The organism is Sphingomonas quercus (assembly GCF_018863195.1).
Classification (GTDB): domain Bacteria; phylum Pseudomonadota; class Alphaproteobacteria; order Sphingomonadales; family Sphingomonadaceae; genus Solisphingomonas; species Solisphingomonas quercus.
The window spans coordinates 115870-131865 of sequence record NZ_JAHKRT010000007.1 but is presented as its reverse complement, the minus strand read 5'-3'; the positions used below and the strand labels follow the sequence as shown (position 1 = coordinate 131865).

The window sequence follows — 15996 nt, the reverse complement described above, 5'->3', positions numbered from 1 at the left end:
TGCGTCCTTGCGATGCGACACGGCCCGGCGCAAAGGCTGGAATCATGGCCCCCGCCCCCCAATCCGGCGACCGGCTGATCACCGGCATCATGCTGCGCGTGGGGGCCGCGTGCACCTATGCGATCATGTCGGCGCTGCTCAAGCTCGCCAGCGAGCGCGGCGGCGTCGTGCCTTTCGAGATGCTGTTTTACCGGGCGCTGTTCGGCATGCTGGTGGTGCTGACGTGGGTAGCGAGCGGGCCGGGCCTCGGCGCGCTGACCACCCGGCGGCCGATCGCCCACATCCTGCGCTCGACCCTCGGCATCGTCTCGATCCTGCTCACCTTCCAGGCGATCATCATGCTGCCGCTGGAGCTGGCGATCACCATCGGCTTCACCGCGCCGATCTTCGCGACCCTGCTGTCCGCGGTGTTGCTCGGCGAGCCGGTGGGGCCGCGGCGCTGGGCGGCGGTGGCGATCGGCTTTGCCGGCATCGTCGTCGCCACGCGGCCCGGATCGGCGGGCCTGCCGCTGGCCGGAGTCGCCGTCGCCATCGCCTCCGCGCTCGGCCAGGGCAGCGTGACGGTGACGCTGCGCCGGCTGGGCAGGACGGAGCATCCGGCGGCAATCGTGTTCTGGTTCTTCTTCTGCTCCGCGGTGGTCGGGCTGGTCGCCCTCCCCTTCACCGGCCACCATCACGACTGGGGCACCTTCGCCTACCTCGCCGCCGGCGGGCTGTGCGGCGGGGCGATGCAATTGATGATGACGGCGTCGCTGCGCTTCGCCCCCGTCTCGGCGGTGGCGCCCTTCGACTATCTGCAGATCGTCTGGGCGATCGCGCTCGGCTGGACGCTATGGGCCGACGCCCCGGCATGGACGACGCTGGCCGGCGCGGCGCTGATCGCGGGGAGCGGCCTCTACACCGCGTGGCGCGAGCATCGCCTGAGCCTCGACAGGACCACGGCCGCACCGGTGCCGGTGGAGTAAGCTTCGCTTATCCGCGCCCGATCAGCGCCAGCGCCATGCGGTCGGCGACGGCGTCCGCCGAATCGCCCGTGGCGGCGCTCTCGTCCCAGACGCGCTCCAACCGATCCGGGATGCGCGAGATCAGCGCTTCCACCTCGGCCCGGTCGCCCTTGCCGAGATATTCGAGGCCGACATTGATGATGCCGCCGGCGTTGATCACATAATCGGGCGCATAGAGCACGCCCCTCGCATGAAGCCGGACGCCGTCCTCCGGCGTGGCGAGCTGGTTGTTGGCGGCACCGGCGACGATCGGCGCGTCGAGCCGGGCGATGCTCCGTTCGTCGAGCACGGCACCGAGCGCACAGGGGCTGACGACGTCGGCCTCGACGGCGAGGATGTCGGCCGGGGCGACCGCTCGGCCGCCCAGCTGTTCGGCCAGGGCCGCCGCCCGCGCCTGATCGACATCGGCAAGCACCAGCCTGGCGCCTTCCGCCGCCGCCAGGCGGGCGAGGCCACCGCCGACGCTGCCCACGCCCTGGATGGCGATGCGCACGTCGGCGAGCGTGTCGCGGCCGAGCACCCGGCGTACCGCCGCCTTGACGCCGAGGAACACGCCCAGCGCCGTCAGCGGGCCGGGATCGCCGCCGGCGTTGCCCGCCGCCACGGGCAGGCCCGAGACATATTTCGTCTGCTTCGCCACTTCCGCCATGTCGGCGGTGGAGATGCCGACATCCTCGGCGGTGACATAGCGTCCGCCGAGCGACTCCACCGCCCGGCCGAAGGCGGCGATCATCGCCGGCGTCTTGGTGCGCGCCGCGTCGGCGAGGATCACCGCCTTGCCGCCGCCCAGCGGCAGGTCGGCCATGGCATTCTTGAAGCTCATCCCGCGCGACAGCCGCAGCACATCGGTGATCGCCGCCTCGGGCGCCGGATAATGCCAGAAGCGCGTACCGCCGGCGGCGGGGCCGAGGGCCGTCGAGTGAATCGCGATGATGGCGGTGAGCCCGGATTCGCGATCCCGGAAGAGGTGAAGCCCCTCATGGTCGTCGAAATCAGGATAATCCCAGGGCGCCGTCATTGCCTTCCCTCCCGCGTAACAAAGTTGCGAGAGAGAGCATTAATGTTTTGGACTGCGCTTGGCCAGTGGCGATTAGGCCAGTATCCGCGCAAAGGCGGGTGGGGCGACCGACGGGACTTGAACCCGCAACTTCCGGCATCACAAGCCGGCGCTCTAACCAATTGAACTACGGTCGCCACAATCCGCACGGGCGGCGGATCGCCAGCGATCCATCCGCCCGGGAATTCGCGAAGCGCGTGGTGGGCGCGGCAAGGATTGAACTTGCGACCCCTGCGGTGTGAACACAGTGCTCTACCACTGAGCTACGCGCCCACGCTTCGCTGCCGGCCGCTTAGGGGAGCGATCCGTTCTCGGCAAGCCCTTTTGAGAGCGGCGCCTGCCCACCCTCAGGGCAGGCGCCGCTTTTCGACTCAGTTCACCGCTTCCTTCAGCGTCTTGCCAGGTCGGAATTTCGGCTGGGCCGATTCCTTGATGCTCATCGGCTCGCCGGTTCGTGGATTGCGCCCGGTAGACGCCTTGCGGCGCGACACAGAAAAAGTGCCGAAGCCGACCAGCCTCACCTCGTCCCCCACTTGAAGCGTCTTCAATATCGTATCGAAGACGCTCTCAACCGCTCGGCCGATCTCAGATCGTCCCAATCCGGTACTATCCGCGACCGCAGTAATCAGCTCCTGCTTGTTCATGGTTCCAGGCCCCTCATTTTCCCGCTTTCATCGGGTTTACACAGGAAGCCGCGATTCCATCTCAAGGTCAAGCAGATCAGTGGCGTATTGAAGCCTCAACTGTTTCATTGCTGGGCAGGACATGGCTGGGCTGCGTCGCCAGTTCATCCGCATCAGACCAATCGATCGGGGTGACAGGCTGGGCCAGCGCCCGCGTCAGCACTTCATCGACATGCGACACGGGGATGATCGACAGCCCTTCCCGAATATTGGCCGGGATCTCGGCGAGGTCCTTCTCATTCTCCTGCGGGATGAGCACGGTGGTGATGCCGCCGCGCAGCGCGGCCAGGAGCTTCTCCTTGAGCCCGCCGATCGGCAGCACGCGGCCGCGCAGCGTCACCTCCCCGGTCATCGCCACGTCGCGGCGCACCGCGAGGCCGGTGAGCGTCGAGATGATCGCCGTGACCATGCCGATGCCCGCCGACGGCCCATCCTTGGGCACGGCGCCTTCGGGCAGGTGGATATGGATATCCTTGCGGGCGAACACGCTCGGCTTGATGCCATAGGACGGCGCGCGGGCGCGCACGAAGCTGAAGGCGGCCTGCACCGACTCCTGCATCACCTCGCCGAGCTTGCCGGTGGTCTTGACCTGGCCCTTGCCGGGCACGGTGACGGCCTCGATGGTCAGCAGCTCGCCGCCGACCTCGGTCCAGGCGAGGCCGGTGACGGCGCCGATCTGGTCCTCCTCCTCCGACACGCCGAAACGGTATTTGCGGACGCCGGCGAATTCGGCGAGCGTTTCCGGGGTGATCTCGACCTTGCTCGTCTTGCCCTCGAGGATACGGCGCAGGCTCTTGCGGGCGAGCTTGGCGATCTCGCGCTCGAGCGTGCGCACGCCGGCCTCGCGGGTATAATAGCGGATCAGGTCGCGCAGGCCGGCATCGGTCAGCACGAACTCGCCCGCCTTCAGGCCGTGCGCCTCGATCTGCTTGGGCGTCAGGTGACGCTTGGCGATCTCGACCTTCTCGTCCTCGGTATAGCCCTCGAGCCGGATGATCTCCATGCGATCGAGCAGCGGCTGCGGCAGGTTTAGGCTGTTCGCGGTGGTGACGAACATGATGTCAGAAAGATCGAGGTCGATCTCCAGATAATGATCCTGGAACTTGCCGTTCTGCTCCGGGTCGAGCACCTCGAGCAGCGCCGACGCCGGATCGCCGCGGAAATCCTGGCCGAGCTTGTCGATCTCGTCGAGCAGGAACAGCGGGTTGGAGGTCCCGGCCTTTTTCAGGTTGGACACGATCTTGCCCGGCAGCGAGCCGATATAGGTCCGGCGATGGCCGCGAATCTCGGCCTCGTCGCGCACGCCGCCCAGCGACTGGCGCACGAACTCGCGGCCGGTCGCCTTGGCGATCGAGCGACCGAGCGAGGTCTTGCCGACACCCGGCGGGCCGACGAGGCACAGGATCGGCCCCTTCAGCTTGTTGGTGCGCGCCTGCACCGCCAGATATTCGACGATGCGGTCCTTGACCTTCTCCAGGCCGTAATGATCATCGTCCAGCACCTGCTGGGCGGCGGCGATATCCTTGCGGACGCGCGATTTCTTGCCCCATGGCAGGCCGAGCAGCACGTCGAGATAATTGCGCACCACCGTCGCCTCGGCGGACATCGGCGCCATCGTCTTCAGCTTCTTCAGTTCGGCGGTGGCCTTCTGCTTGGCCTCCTTGCTGAGCTTGAGCTTGGAGATGCGCTGGGTGAGCTCGGCGATCTCGTCGCCGCCCTCCTCGCCCTCGCCGGTGCCGAGCTCGCGCTGGATCGCCTTGAGCTGCTCGTTCAGATAATATTCGCGCTGGGTCTTCTCCATCTGCCGCTTGACGCGGCTGCGGATCTTCTTCTCGACCTTCATTACCGAGAGCTCGCCCTCCATGAAGGCCAGCGCCATCTCCAGCCGGCGGGCGGGATCATCCTCGACGAGCAGAGCCTGCTTGTCGGCGACCTTGACCTGCAGATGCGCCGCCACCGCATCGGACAGGCGGCCGGCATCCTCGATCTGGGCGAGCTGCTGGGCGACTTCCTCGGACAGCTTCTTGTTGAGGCGGGCATAGCTTTCGAACTGCTCGGTGACGGAGCGCATCAGCGCCTGCGCTTCCTCGCCATCGGCCTCCGATTCCGTCTCGGCAATCTCCTGGATCTCGGCGGTAAGGTGGCTGCCCTCGGTCACCAGCCGGTCGAGCCGGGCGCGCTGGCGCCCCTCGACCAGCACGCGCACCGTCCCGTCGGGCAGCTTGAGCAGCTGCAGCACCGTCGCCGTGACGCCGATGTCATAGAGCGCCTCGGCATCAGGATCGTCCTCAGCCGGATCGAGCTGGGCGACCAGGAAGATCGACTTGTCGGCAGCCATCGCCGCCTCCAGCGCGGCGACCGATTTGTCGCGGCCGACGAACAGCGGCACGATCATCTGCGGGAAGACGACGATATCACGAAGCGGCAGGACGGGGATGAGATCGGACATGATGGCTCCAACAGAGGCAGGCCTGACGCTCTGCCCCACTTGTCCAATATATGGAGACGCGAGCGGTTCCGATCAATGAACGGCTTTTAAACCTGCAAGCGCCTGAAATGACACAGGTCGAATCATGAGGCGATTCGCCTCCCGGCCGGTACCTAGCTGCCTTCGAAGATCGACCAGCCGGTCCGCGTCGCCAGCCGCTCCAGCGCCAGCGTGCCGAGCTGGGAGTTGCCCTGCGCATTGAGCCCGGGCGACCACACCGCGATCGAGGCCTTGCCCGGGGCGATCGCCAATATGCCGCCCCCGACGCCCGATTTTCCGGGCAGGCCGATCCGGAAGGCGAAGTCGCCCGAGGCGTCGTAATGGCCGCACATCATCATCAGCGCGTTGATGCGGCGCGCCCGTCCGGGGGAGACCACGCTCGCCCCGGAGGGATGTCGGCCGGATGCCATCAGGTAACGGCCGGACATGGCAAGCTGCGTGCAGCTCATCGCGATCGCGCACTGGTTGAAATAGAGCCACAGCGCCTCTTCGGGCGCATGCAGGATGTTGCCGTAAGCGCGCATGAAATTGGCGAGCGCGACGTTGCGGAAGCCGGTCTCGGCCTCGGAGCTGGCGACCATCCGGTCGATGCCGATGGTCTCGTCCTCGGCCAGATAGCGCACGAAGCGAAGGAGTTCGGCGACCGCCTCGACGGGCCGCGCGCGCGACAGGTTGACGTCGCACACCACGATCGCGCCGGCATTGATGAAGGGATTGCGCGGAATGCCCCGCTCGGCCTCGAGCTGGACGATGGAGTTGAAGGCGGTGCCCGACGGCTCCCGCCCGACCCGCCTCCACAAGGCATCGCCGATCTTGCCGAGCGCCAGCGTCAGCGCGAAGACCTTGGACACGCTCTGGATCGAGAAAGACATTTCGGCATCGCCGGCCGTGAACGCCTCTCCCGAGGCGGTGACGACGGCGATGCCGAAACGGGCCGGATCGATGCGGGCGAGGCCCGGAATATAGCTCGCCACCGTGCCGCGATCCGGCGCGGCTTTCATCTCTTCGGCGATGGCGGCGATGATGGGGGCGAGATCGGGTTCGGCCATGCCCTCTTGTGGCGGGGCCGCAATGATTTTCCAAGCGCGGGACAGATCGCGGCCGGAGAGTGCGGCCCGATCCGTCCCGCGTGGGGCTCAGGCCGTGACCCGGGCCATCCGCGAGCGGCGCTGGCGGGCGCCGAAGCCGACCATGCCGAAGCCGAGGATCATCATCGCCCAGGTGGCGGGCTCGGGGACCGCCGCGGCCGGCGGAGTGACGACCGGCGGCACGTAACCGGAGATGCGCGCCTCCGAGTGGCCGACGATGATGTTGCCGTTGAGCAGGTGGCCGTTCAGCGCATAGTCGGTCAGCGTGATGCGCAGCGCGTTGGTGAAGAACGAGATGCTGTCGTCGGTGATCGTCTGCTGCTGCTCGTTGAGGATCAGCGAGATGGCGCCGAGGTTGATCGCGGTGTTCGGGCCGGCATGGGCGAGCGCGCTGAAGTCGAGCTTGAGCAGGCCGAGCAGGCCGCCGGTGATGTTGAGGCCGGCGAGGTCGGAGCTGCCGCTGCCCCACAGCCCGTCCGGGCCGACGCCAACCTGGGTGGTGGAGGTGATCGCCCTGGCGCCGACATTCAGCGAGACAAGGTCGAGACCGAGCAGGTTGAGCGGGGTGAAGTTCACGCCGAGATTGTCGACCGTGGCGCTGGCGGAGGCATTGACCGCGTTCGGCACGTCGGACTTGGCGCGGGTGGTGATGACCCCGGTGCCGATGCCGACCTTGGCGTTGACCACGGGAACGCCGAACACCCGGGTGGTCAGGTTCGTGCCGGCCGTTACCTTGGCGACAGTGTTGCTCTTGTCATAGGCGCCGGGCGCGCTGCCTGAAGTCGAGCCGATGCCGGCCTTCAAGTCGAGAACGTTGGCGAGCACGTTTACATTGGCCTTCACGCCATAAGCGCTGCTGCTCGAAGTAACGACGGCAGCCGCCGGCGCAGTATAAGCGACAAGGGCGCCGATGAAGGTGAGTGCGTAAATTGCGTTCTGCTTGGTAGGCATGTCTTTCTCCCTGGTGTGACAAGGGAGATAAGAGCAAGCGGCGTGCCAATTCATTTGCCCAAAGGGAAATATAGTTAACAAAATCAATATGTAACTTTAGCCGACAATTGACGGGCGATTAACCCTAACGTTCCGACAGCCAATCTCCGCAATTCCCGCAACGCCTTGCAAAGGCAAAGGAAAAGGGCCGCCGCGAGATGTCCCGCGGCGGCCCTTCATGCCTTGTCGATAAAGCGAGGCGTCAGGCGGCGCCCGGCGCGGCCGCTTCCTTGCCCTTCTTGGCATAGACGCGAACCGGGTCCTTGCGGCCCTCGACCACGTCGCGGTCGATCAGCACCTCGTCAATGCCTTCCGAGCCCGGCAGATCGAACATCGTGTCGAGCAGGATCGCCTCGACGATCGAGCGCAGGCCGCGCGCGCCGGTCTTGCGGTCGATCGCCTTGCGGGCGATGGCGATCAGCGCGTCGTCCGTGAAGGAGAGCTTCACGCCCTCCATGTCGAACAGCTTCTGATATTGTTTGACCAGCGCGTTCTTCGGCTCGGCGAGGATCTTGACCAGCGCCGTCTCGTCGAGATCCTCCAGCGTCGCGATCACCGGCAGGCGGCCGACGAACTCGGGGATCAGGCCGAACTTGAGCAGGTCCTCAGGCTCGCACTGCTTCAGGGTTTCGCCGACGCGGCGCTCCTCCGGCGTGGCGACATAGGCGCCGAAGCCGATCGACTTGCCCTGAAGGCGATCGCCGATGATCCGCTCCAGCCCGCTGAACGCGCCGCCGCAGATGAACAGGATGTTGGTCGTGTCGACCTGGAGAAACTCCTGCTGCGGATGCTTGCGACCGCCCTGCGGCGGCACGCTGGCGGTGGTGCCCTCCATGAGCTTGAGCAAAGCCTGCTGGACGCCCTCGCCGGACACGTCGCGAGTGATCGAGGGGTTGTCCGCCTTGCGGCTGATCTTGTCGATCTCGTCGATATAGACGATGCCGCGCTGCGCCCGCTCGACATTATAGTCGGAGGCCTGGAGCAGCTTGAGGATGATGTTCTCGACATCCTCGCCGACATAGCCGGCCTCGGTCAGCGTCGTCGCATCGGCCATGGTGAACGGCACATCGAGGATGCGCGCCAGCGTCTGGGCGAGCAAGGTCTTGCCGCAGCCCGTGGGGCCGACGAGCAGGATGTTGGACTTGGACAGCTCCACATCCGCGCCCTTGGCGCCGTGATTCAGCCGCTTGTAATGATTATGCACCGCGACCGAGAGCACCCGCTTGGCCCGCTTCTGCCCGATGACATAGTCATCCAGCACGTCGCAAATCTCCTGCGGGCTCGGTACGCCGCCATCGCCCTTCTTCACCAGCGCGGACTTGGTCTCCTCGCGGATGATGTCGTTGCACAGCTCGACGCACTCATCGCAGATGAACACGGTCGGCCCGGCGATGAGCTTCCTCACCTCGTGCTGCGACTTTCCGCAGAACGAGCAGTAAAGCGTGCTCTTCGCATCGCCGCCGCTCAGCTTCGTCATAGAACTCTTATCCTCATCCGCTGCGGAAGCCGGCGGCGCACCCTGCCCCACCGCTTGATCCACAGCCCCGGACCGTCGCCAAACATCGGCGACGGCCTAATCATATGTCTATCCCGCATCTGCAAACAAGGGATTGACGACAAACGCATCACGCGGCCGCCTTCTCCTCGGCGGGCGCCGGGCGCTTGTCAAACACCTCGTCGATGATGCCGAAGGCCTTGGCCTCGTCCGCCTCGAGGAACTTGTCGCGGTCCATCGCCTTCTCGATCTCCTCGATCGGCTGGCCGGTATATTGCGCGTAGAGGCTGTTCAGCCGGTGGCGCATGCGCAGGATCTCGCGGGCCTGGATCTCGATATCGGCGGCCATGCCCTGGGCCCCGCCCGACGGCTGGTGGACCATGATGCGGCTGTTGGTCAGCGCGATGCGCATGCCCGGCTCGCCGGCCGCGAGCAGGAAGCTGCCCATCGACGCCGCCTGACCGATGCACACCGTGCCGACGCGCGGGCGGATATACTGCATGGTGTCGTGGATCGCGAGGCCCGCCGTCACCACGCCGCCCGGCGAGTTGATGTACATGAAGATGTCCTTCTTCGGGTTTTCCGACTCGAGGAAGAGCAGCTGGGCGACGATCAGCGAGGCCATATGGTCCTCGACCTGGCCGGTGACGAACACGATCCGCTCGCGCAGCAGGCGCGAGAAGATGTCGAAGCTCCGCTCACCGCGATTGGACTGTTCGATGACGATGGGAACGAGGCCGGCGGTGATGTCGGCGTGGTCGATGCTCATGGGAAGACCAAATCCTTAGCTGGGAAAAAGCAACATCGGCTTTCGCGGAGGAGACTTCAAGTGGAAGCGGACGGCCCCCGCGCTCCCGCTGCCGCTGCCGGCGCCGGATGGGCGAGATAGGCGAGGCGACGCATCTCCCGCCGGCCGCGCACCACCGTGTCGAGGATCACGCCGGTGAAGAAGCAGAGGAACGCGACGATGGTGAGGCCGGTGGCGAGGACCGCCGTCGGCAGGCGCGGCACCAGGCCGGTGGCGAGATAGGTCTCGGCGAGCGGCTCGGCCAGCACCAGGGCGACGAGAATGAGGAGGAGGCCGAGGCCGCCGAAGAACAGCACCGGCCGCTCGACGCGGAACAGGGTGAGGATGGTGTTGAGGATGCGCCAGCCGTCACGATAGGTGGACAGCTTGGACGCCGAGCCTTCTGGCCGGGCGGCGTAGGCGGTGACGATCTCGGCCACCGGCATGCGCAGCTCCAGCGCGTGGACGCTGATCTCGGTCTCGATCTCGAAGCCGGAGGACAGCACCGGGAAGCTCTTCACGAAGCGGCGCGAGAAGACGCGGTAGCCCGACAGGATATCGGTGAAGCTGCGCCCGAACAGCCGCGCCAGCATGCCGGTGAGCAAGCGGTTGCCCAGGCGATGTCCGCGCCGATAGGCCAGCTCCACCTCCGATTTGCGCGCGCCGACGACCATGTCGAGCTGCTCGTCCACCAGCCGGTCGATCAGCTGGGGCAGCGCGGCGGCGTCATAGGTGAGGTCGCCATCGGCGAGGACGTAGATGTCGGCATCGACATCGGCGAACATCCGGCGGACGACATGGCCCTTGCCCTGCATCCGCTCCGACCGGACGATGGCGCCGGCGGCGCGCGCCGCCGCCATCGTGCCGTCCGACGAATTATTGTCGTAAACGTAGATGGCGGCATCCGGCGCCGAGGCCCGGAATGCCGCCACCGTGCGGCCGATGGCCGCCTCTTCGTTCCAGCAAGGCAGCAGGATCGCGACGCGCGGGCGTCGGCCCATATCACCATCCATCGGCGAACTCGCTTCGGAAGCGGACATGGGCCTCTGCCTATGCAGGGCGGCGCGGTGCGAAAGCCGCCGGGATTATTCGGCCGCCTTCGGCTTGGCGGCGCGCTTCGCCTTGGGCTTGGCGTCGGCCTCGGCGGCAGGCGCTTCGGCGTCGGCGGCAGGGGCGGCCTTCTTGGCGGCGGGCTTGCGCTTTGCCGCGGGCTTCTCCTCGGCGGGAGCAGCCTCCGCCTCGGCATCCGCCGCAGGTGCGGCGGCCTTCTTGGCCGGCGCCTTCTTGGCCTTCGGTTTGGGCGCCGCCTCGGCCTGGGCCTCGTGGCTGTGATCGTGACCGTGATCGTGGTCATGATCGTGGTGATCATGGTCATGATCGTGATGATCATGGTCATGATCGTGATCGTGATCATGATCGTGGATATGGGTGCCGGTGGCGAAGCCGTCGTCGGATTCGATCGCGGCTTCCAGCTCGGCGCGAGTCACGGCGCGGTCGCTGATCTCGGCCGTGCTGAACAGCCAGTCGACCACCTTGTCCTCATAGAGCGGGGCGCGCAGCTGGGCGGCGGCCATCGCGTCCTGCGAGACATATTCGGCGAAGCGCTGGCGCTGGTCCGGGGCATATTGCTGCGCCGCCTGGGCGATGAGGCGGTTCATCTCCTGGTCCGTCACCGTGACGCCATTGGCGTTGCCGATTTCGGAGAGGAGCAGGCCGAGGCGGACGCGGCGCTCGGCGATCTTGCGATAATCGTCGCGATCATTTTCGAGCTCGGCGCGGGCGGCCTCGGGATCGGCCTCGTGCGTCGCCTCATGCTCCAGCTGGCGCCAGATCTGCTCGAACTCGGCCTCGACCATCGACGGCGGCACGTCGAAATCGTGATTCTCGGCGAGCTGATCGAGCAGCTTGCGCTTCATATAGGTGCGAGTGAGGCCATTCAGCTCCTGCTCGACCTGACCCTTGATGAGACCGCGAAGCTGGTCCAGGCTCTCCAGGCCGAGGCTCTTGGCGAACTCGTCGTCCGGCGCGCCGCCGTCCTTGGGCACCTTCAGCTCGGTGACGGTGACTTCGAACACGGCATCCTTGCCGGCCAGCTTCTTTTCCGGATAATCCTTCGGGAAGGTGACGTTGAGCGAGCGGCTCTCGCCCAGCTTCACGCCCTCGAGCTGCTCTTCGAAGCCCGGGATCAGCCGGCCGGAGCCGAGCTCGACGGCCATGCCGGAACCGGTGCCGCCGTCAAACGCGACGCCGTTCACGGAACCCGCGAAATCCATGGTGACGAGATCGCCCTCGACGGCCGGATGGCCCTCGGGAGCAGGATCGTACATCTTCTGCTGCGCAGCGATGCGGCCGACCTGCTCGTCGATCTCGGCGTCGGTGGCCTCGACGGTCAGCCGCTCCAGCTTGAGGCCCTCGATCGAAGGCGTCGGGATCTGGGGCAGCACCTCCAGCGTCACCTTGACCTCGGCGTCCTTGCCGGGCTCATAGCCCTCGTCCAACTCTACCGCCGGCTGCATCGCCGGGCGCAGCTGCTTCTCGGCGAGCAGCGACTGCACGCCCTGCTGCACGGCGTCCTGCAGCGCCTCCTGCTGGAGGGCGGGGCCGTGCATCTTGCGAACGAGGTTGGCCGGCACCTTGCCGGGGCGGAAACCGGGCATGCGCACCTGCGGCGCGACACGCGCCAGCTGGTCGTTGACGCGCGCATCGATTTCCGTCGCCGTGATGGTGAGGGTGTAGGCGCGGCGAAGCCCCTCGTTCAAAGTCTCGACCGTCTGCATGTTATCGGGCCTTCCCGTTGCTTATCCTGAAATTGCAAATGGGCGTCTCCCGTCCACGAAAGCACGGGAGCTGGTGCGGGCGAAGGGACTCGAACCCCCACATCTTGCGATACTGGAACCTAAATCCAGCGCGTCTACCAGTTCCGCCACGCCCGCTTAGAGAGCCGCCGGTCGAAGGCGCGTCTATCGCAGCGACGGCGGCAGGGCAAGGCGGGAGCCCGCGCCACCGCCCGCCAATACCGCCTCAGCCGTCCAGCGCCTTCTTGAGCACTTCGTTGACCACGGCCGGATTGGCCTTGCCGCCCATCGCCCGCATCGTCTGGCCGACGAAGAAGCCGAACAATTTGTCCTTGCCCGAGCGATATTCGGCGACCTTGTCGGCATTGGCCGCCATGATCTTCGCGATTTCCGCCTCGATCGCGCCGGTGTCGCTGGTCTGCTTCAGGCCGCGTGCCTCGACGATCGCCGCCGGGTCCTCGCCGGTCTCAAGCATCACCTCGAACACCTGCTTGGCGAGGCTGCCGGACAGCGTCCCGTCGGCCACGAGCGCGAGCAGCGCCGCGCCCTGCCTCGGCGAGACCGGGCTGTCGCCGATCTCGCGGCCGAGCCGATTGAGCGCGCCGAACAGGTCGGACGTCACCCAATTGGCCGCCGCCTTGGCCACCGCCTCCTGCGGCGCATTCTGCGCGGCCGCCGCATCGACCAGCAACGCCTCGAACCAGCGCGCCGTCTCGACGTCCGCGGTCAGCACGTCGGCGGCGTAAGGCGTGAGGCCGAGGGCGTCGACATAACGATCGCGCTTGGCGTCCGGCAGCTCGGGCAGGCTCTCGCGGCATTCCGCGATAAACGCCTCGTCGAGTTCCAGCGGCAGCAGGTCCGGGTCCGGGAAATAGCGATAGTCGTGCGCGTCCTCCTTGGAGCGCATCGAGCGGGTGACGCCCTTGTCCGGATCGAACAGGCGGGTTTCCTGCACCACCTTGCCGCCATCCTCGATCACGGCGATCTGGCGGCGCGCCTCATGCTCGATCGCGGCCATGACGAAGCGGACCGAATTGACGTTCTTCGTCTCGGTGCGCGTGCCGAGCTCTTCCGTTCCGACGCGGCGCACCGACACGTTCACGTCCGCGCGCATGGAGCCTTCCTCCATATTGCCGTCGCACGAGCCGACATAGCGCAGGATGGCGCGCAGCTTGCGGATATAGGCCCCCGCCTCGGCCGGCGAGCGCATGTCCGGCCGCGACACGATTTCCATCAGCGCCACGCCCGACCTGTTCAGATCGACATAGGAGCGGGTCGGATGCTGATCGTGCATCAGCTTGCCGGCGTCCTGCTCGACATGGATGCGCTCGACGCGGACCTTCTTCGCCTCGCCGGGGCCGTCGCGCTCCAGCGGCTCGATGGCGACGACGCCCTCGCCGACCAAGGGATGGTAAAGCTGGCTGATCTGATAGCCCTGCGGCAGATCGGCGTAGAAATAATTCTTGCGATCGAAGCGCGACCAGCGATTGATCTCCGCCTCGATCGCCATGCCGGTGCGCACTGCCTGGCGGATGCATTCCCGGTTCGGCACCGGCAGCATGCCTGGCATCGCCGCATCGACCAGCGACACGTTCGCGTTCGGCTCTGCGCCGAATTTCGTCGAGGCGCCCGAGAAGAGCTTGGCCTCGGAGGTGACCTGGGCATGGACTTCCAGCCCGATCACCACTTCCCAGGCGCCGGTCGCGCCTTCCAGCTGATAGACGCTCACCACCATTTCTCCGGTCGCGCGACAAAGCCGGCGCGCTGTTCGATCGCCAGACCCGCGTTGAGCACGCCCTGCTCGTCGAACGGGCGGCCGATGATCTGAAGGCCGAGCGGCAGGCCCTGCCCGTCCAGCCCCGCCGGCACCGACATGGCCGGCAGGCCCGCCAGCGAGGAGGGCACGGTGAACACGTCGTTGAGATACATGGCCAGCGGATCGGCCATCTTCTCGCCGAGCGCGAACGCGGCCGACGGCGCCGTCGGCGTGAGGATGACGTCGCAGGCCCCGAAGGCGCGCTCGAAATCGCGGGCGATCAGCGCGCGGACCTTCTGCGCCTTGGTATAATAGGCGTCGTAGAAGCCGGCCGAGAGCACATAGGTGCCGATCATGATGCGCCGGCGCACCTCCGCGCCGAAGCCGGCGGCGCGGGTGGCGGCGTACATCTCCTGGAGGTTCGCGCCGTCGGGCAGGTCGCGCAGCCCGTAGCGCACGCCGTCATAGCGGGCGAGGTTCGACGAGGCCTCGGCCGGCGCGATGATGTAATAGGTCGGCAGCGCATGCGCGGTGTGCGGCAGCGACACCGGCACGATCTCGGCGCCGGCGTCGCGCAGATACTCTTCGCCGCGACGCCACAGCGCCTCGATCTCGGCCGGCATTCCATCCACCCGATATTCGGCGGGAACGCCGACGCGCTTGCCCTTGAGATCGCCGGAAAGATTGGCTTCCCAGTGGGGCACGGGCAGGTCGAGCGAGGTCGCGTCCTTCGCGTCGAAGCCGGCCATCGCCTCCAGCATGATCGCGCAATCGCGCACGTCGCGCGCCATCGGCCCCGCCTGATCGAGCGAGGAGGCGAAGGCGATCACGCCCCAGCGCGAACAGCGGCCATAGGTCGGCTTGATGCCGGCGATGCCGGTGAAGGCGGCCGGCTGGCGGATCGAGCCGCCGGTGTCGGTGCCGGTGGCGCCCGGGCAGAGCCGTGCCGCCACCGCCGCCGAGGAGCCGCCGGACGAGCCGCCTGGCGCCATCGGGGCGTTGCCGCCATCGCCCCGCCGCCATGGCGAGATGACGTTGCCGAAGGCGGAGGTCTCGTTGGACGAGCCCATCGCGAACTGATCGAGGTTCAGCTTGCCGAGCATGCCCGCGCCGGCCGCGAACAGCTTCGCCGTGATCGTCGATTCATAGGTGGGCGTGAAGCCCTTGAGGATGCCGCTCGCCGCAGTCGTCTCGACACCCTCGGTGCAGAACAGGTCCTTGATGCCGAGCGGCACGCCCGACAGCGGCTTCAACGTGCCGGCGGCGCGATCGGCGTCGGCGGCGTCCGCAGCGGCGAGCGCCCGATCGGGCGTCTCGACAAGGAAGGCGTTGAGCGCGCGGGCGTCAGCGACAGCGGCGACATGCGCCTCCGCCACCTCGCGCGCGGTGAAAGCGCCGGCCTTCACGCCGTCGCGGATGGCGGCGATGCCGAGGTCGGTCAGGGACTTGTCGGTCACTATTCGATCACCTTGGGAACGGCGAAGAAGCCGTGCTGCGCCTCGGGCGCGTTGGCAAGCACCTTGTCGCGCACATTGCCGTCCGTCACCACGTCATCGCGCAGGCGCAGATGATTGGGGATGACGGCGGCGAGCGGCTCGATCCCGTCGGTATCGACCGCGGCGAGCTGGTCGATCCAGCCGAGGATATTGTTGAATTCGGGCACCAGCGCCTCGGCCTCGGCATCGGTGACGGCGATGCGGGCCAGGCTGGCGACCTTGCGAACGGTGGCGGCGTCTACGGACATGCATGGCGGCTAGCCGACGTAGCCGCCGCTTTCAAGCTTGGTGCGGAAAGGTTGTCGTTCGCCGCTATCGGGTCCATGAGGCGGGCCAAGTCTCTGTGAGGATGCATGG

Annotated in this window: 13 protein-coding genes and 3 tRNA genes; 1 reads left to right on the top strand and 15 read right to left on the bottom strand. The window is 66.8% G+C overall.

Annotation, left to right across the window (positions count from 1 at the left end):
• Window positions 1-44: 44 nt before the first annotated feature.
• Window positions 45-965: a DMT family transporter gene (locus KOF26_RS13630; protein ID WP_216325974.1), complete on the top strand. Its 921-nt coding sequence runs from the start codon at window positions 45-47 to the stop codon at window positions 963-965.
• A 7-nt stretch (window positions 966-972) separates the two neighbouring features.
• On the opposite strand, the gene KOF26_RS13625 is transcribed toward KOF26_RS13630, so the two are convergent.
• The 15 genes from KOF26_RS13625 to gatC all read right to left on the bottom strand — a co-directional run bounded on the left by KOF26_RS13625 (window position 973) and on the right by gatC (window position 15887).
• The gene (locus KOF26_RS13625) at window positions 973-2022 is read right to left on the bottom strand and encodes a Glu/Leu/Phe/Val family dehydrogenase (RefSeq protein WP_216325972.1); all 1050 of its coding nucleotides are present in this window, start codon (window positions 2020-2022) and stop codon (window positions 973-975) included.
• A gap of 99 nt (window positions 2023-2121) precedes the next feature.
• Window positions 2122-2198, bottom strand: a tRNA-His gene (locus KOF26_RS13620).
• Window positions 2199-2259: 61 nt separating this feature from the next.
• Window positions 2260-2334 (bottom strand) — tRNA-Val (locus KOF26_RS13615).
• 98 nt (window positions 2335-2432) lie between these two features.
• Complete coding sequence (locus KOF26_RS13610; RefSeq protein ID WP_216325970.1) at window positions 2433-2705, bottom strand: HU family DNA-binding protein; 273 nt, start codon at window positions 2703-2705, stop codon at window positions 2433-2435.
• A 76-nt stretch (window positions 2706-2781) separates the two neighbouring features.
• Window positions 2782-5193, bottom strand: a complete 2412-nt coding sequence (lon, locus tag KOF26_RS13605) for an endopeptidase La (protein WP_216325968.1) — start codon at window positions 5191-5193, stop codon at window positions 2782-2784.
• A 152-nt stretch (window positions 5194-5345) separates the two neighbouring features.
• Complete coding sequence (locus KOF26_RS13600; protein WP_216325966.1) at window positions 5346-6281, bottom strand: glutaminase; 936 nt, start codon at window positions 6279-6281, stop codon at window positions 5346-5348.
• An 87-nt stretch (window positions 6282-6368) separates the two neighbouring features.
• Window positions 6369-7271 (bottom strand): choice-of-anchor P family protein, encoded by a 903-nt coding sequence (locus KOF26_RS13595; RefSeq protein WP_216325964.1) that lies wholly within the window; start codon window positions 7269-7271, stop codon window positions 6369-6371.
• 241 nt (window positions 7272-7512) lie between these two features.
• On the bottom strand, window positions 7513-8787 hold the full coding sequence (gene clpX, locus KOF26_RS13590) for an ATP-dependent Clp protease ATP-binding subunit ClpX (RefSeq protein WP_216325962.1): 1275 nt from the start codon (window positions 8785-8787) through the stop codon (window positions 7513-7515).
• Window positions 8788-8935: 148 nt separating this feature from the next.
• Entirely contained in the window at window positions 8936-9574 is a 639-nt protein-coding gene (gene clpP, locus KOF26_RS13585) for an ATP-dependent Clp endopeptidase proteolytic subunit ClpP (protein ID WP_216325960.1), read from the bottom strand.
• 56 nt (window positions 9575-9630) lie between these two features.
• Window positions 9631-10593 carry a glycosyltransferase family 2 protein gene (locus tag KOF26_RS13580; RefSeq protein ID WP_216325958.1) on the bottom strand — a complete coding sequence of 321 codons (963 nt, stop codon included), beginning with the start codon at window positions 10591-10593 and terminating at the stop codon, window positions 9631-9633.
• A gap of 84 nt (window positions 10594-10677) precedes the next feature.
• The gene (gene tig, locus KOF26_RS13575; protein ID WP_216325954.1) at window positions 10678-12369 is read right to left on the bottom strand and encodes a trigger factor; all 1692 of its coding nucleotides are present in this window, start codon (window positions 12367-12369) and stop codon (window positions 10678-10680) included.
• Between the two features lie 71 nt (window positions 12370-12440).
• Window positions 12441-12525 (bottom strand) — tRNA-Leu (locus KOF26_RS13570).
• Window positions 12526-12613: 88 nt separating this feature from the next.
• On the bottom strand, window positions 12614-14116 hold the full coding sequence (gene gatB, locus KOF26_RS13565; RefSeq protein WP_435876858.1) for an Asp-tRNA(Asn)/Glu-tRNA(Gln) amidotransferase subunit GatB: 1503 nt from the start codon (window positions 14114-14116) through the stop codon (window positions 12614-12616).
• Complete coding sequence (gatA, locus tag KOF26_RS13560; RefSeq protein ID WP_216325948.1) at window positions 14113-15600, bottom strand: Asp-tRNA(Asn)/Glu-tRNA(Gln) amidotransferase subunit GatA; 1488 nt, start codon at window positions 15598-15600, stop codon at window positions 14113-14115. The genes gatB and gatA overlap by 4 nt, the downstream gene beginning before the upstream one ends.
• A complete protein-coding gene (gatC, locus tag KOF26_RS13555; protein WP_216325945.1) occupies window positions 15600-15887 on the bottom strand; it encodes an Asp-tRNA(Asn)/Glu-tRNA(Gln) amidotransferase subunit GatC in 288 nt (95 codons plus the stop codon). Before gatC ends, gatA begins: the two co-directional genes overlap by 1 nt.
• Window positions 15888-15996: the final 109 nt, after the last annotated feature.

Coding starts and splice junctions, on each gene's coding strand:
- KOF26_RS13625 (WP_216325972.1), bottom strand. CDS start 2,022: ATGACGGCGCCCTGGGATTATCCTGATTTCGACGACCATGAGGGGCTT.
- lon (WP_216325968.1), bottom strand. CDS start 5,193: ATGTCCGATCTCATCCCCGTCCTGCCGCTTCGTGATATCGTCGTCTTC.
- clpX (WP_216325962.1), bottom strand. CDS start 8,787: ATGACGAAGCTGAGCGGCGGCGATGCGAAGAGCACGCTTTACTGCTCG.
- KOF26_RS13600 (WP_216325966.1), bottom strand. CDS start 6,281: ATGGCCGAACCCGATCTCGCCCCCATCATCGCCGCCATCGCCGAAGAG.
- KOF26_RS13610 (WP_216325970.1), bottom strand. CDS start 2,705: ATGAACAAGCAGGAGCTGATTACTGCGGTCGCGGATAGTACCGGATTG.
- KOF26_RS13580 (WP_216325958.1), bottom strand. CDS start 10,593: ATGGGCCGACGCCCGCGCGTCGCGATCCTGCTGCCTTGCTGGAACGAA.
- gatC (WP_216325945.1), bottom strand. CDS start 15,887: ATGTCCGTAGACGCCGCCACCGTTCGCAAGGTCGCCAGCCTGGCCCGC.
- tig (WP_216325954.1), bottom strand. CDS start 12,369: ATGCAGACGGTCGAGACTTTGAACGAGGGGCTTCGCCGCGCCTACACC.
- clpP (WP_216325960.1), bottom strand. CDS start 9,574: ATGAGCATCGACCACGCCGACATCACCGCCGGCCTCGTTCCCATCGTC.
- KOF26_RS13595 (WP_216325964.1), bottom strand. CDS start 7,271: ATGCCTACCAAGCAGAACGCAATTTACGCACTCACCTTCATCGGCGCC.
- KOF26_RS13630 (WP_216325974.1), top strand. CDS start 45: ATGGCCCCCGCCCCCCAATCCGGCGACCGGCTGATCACCGGCATCATG.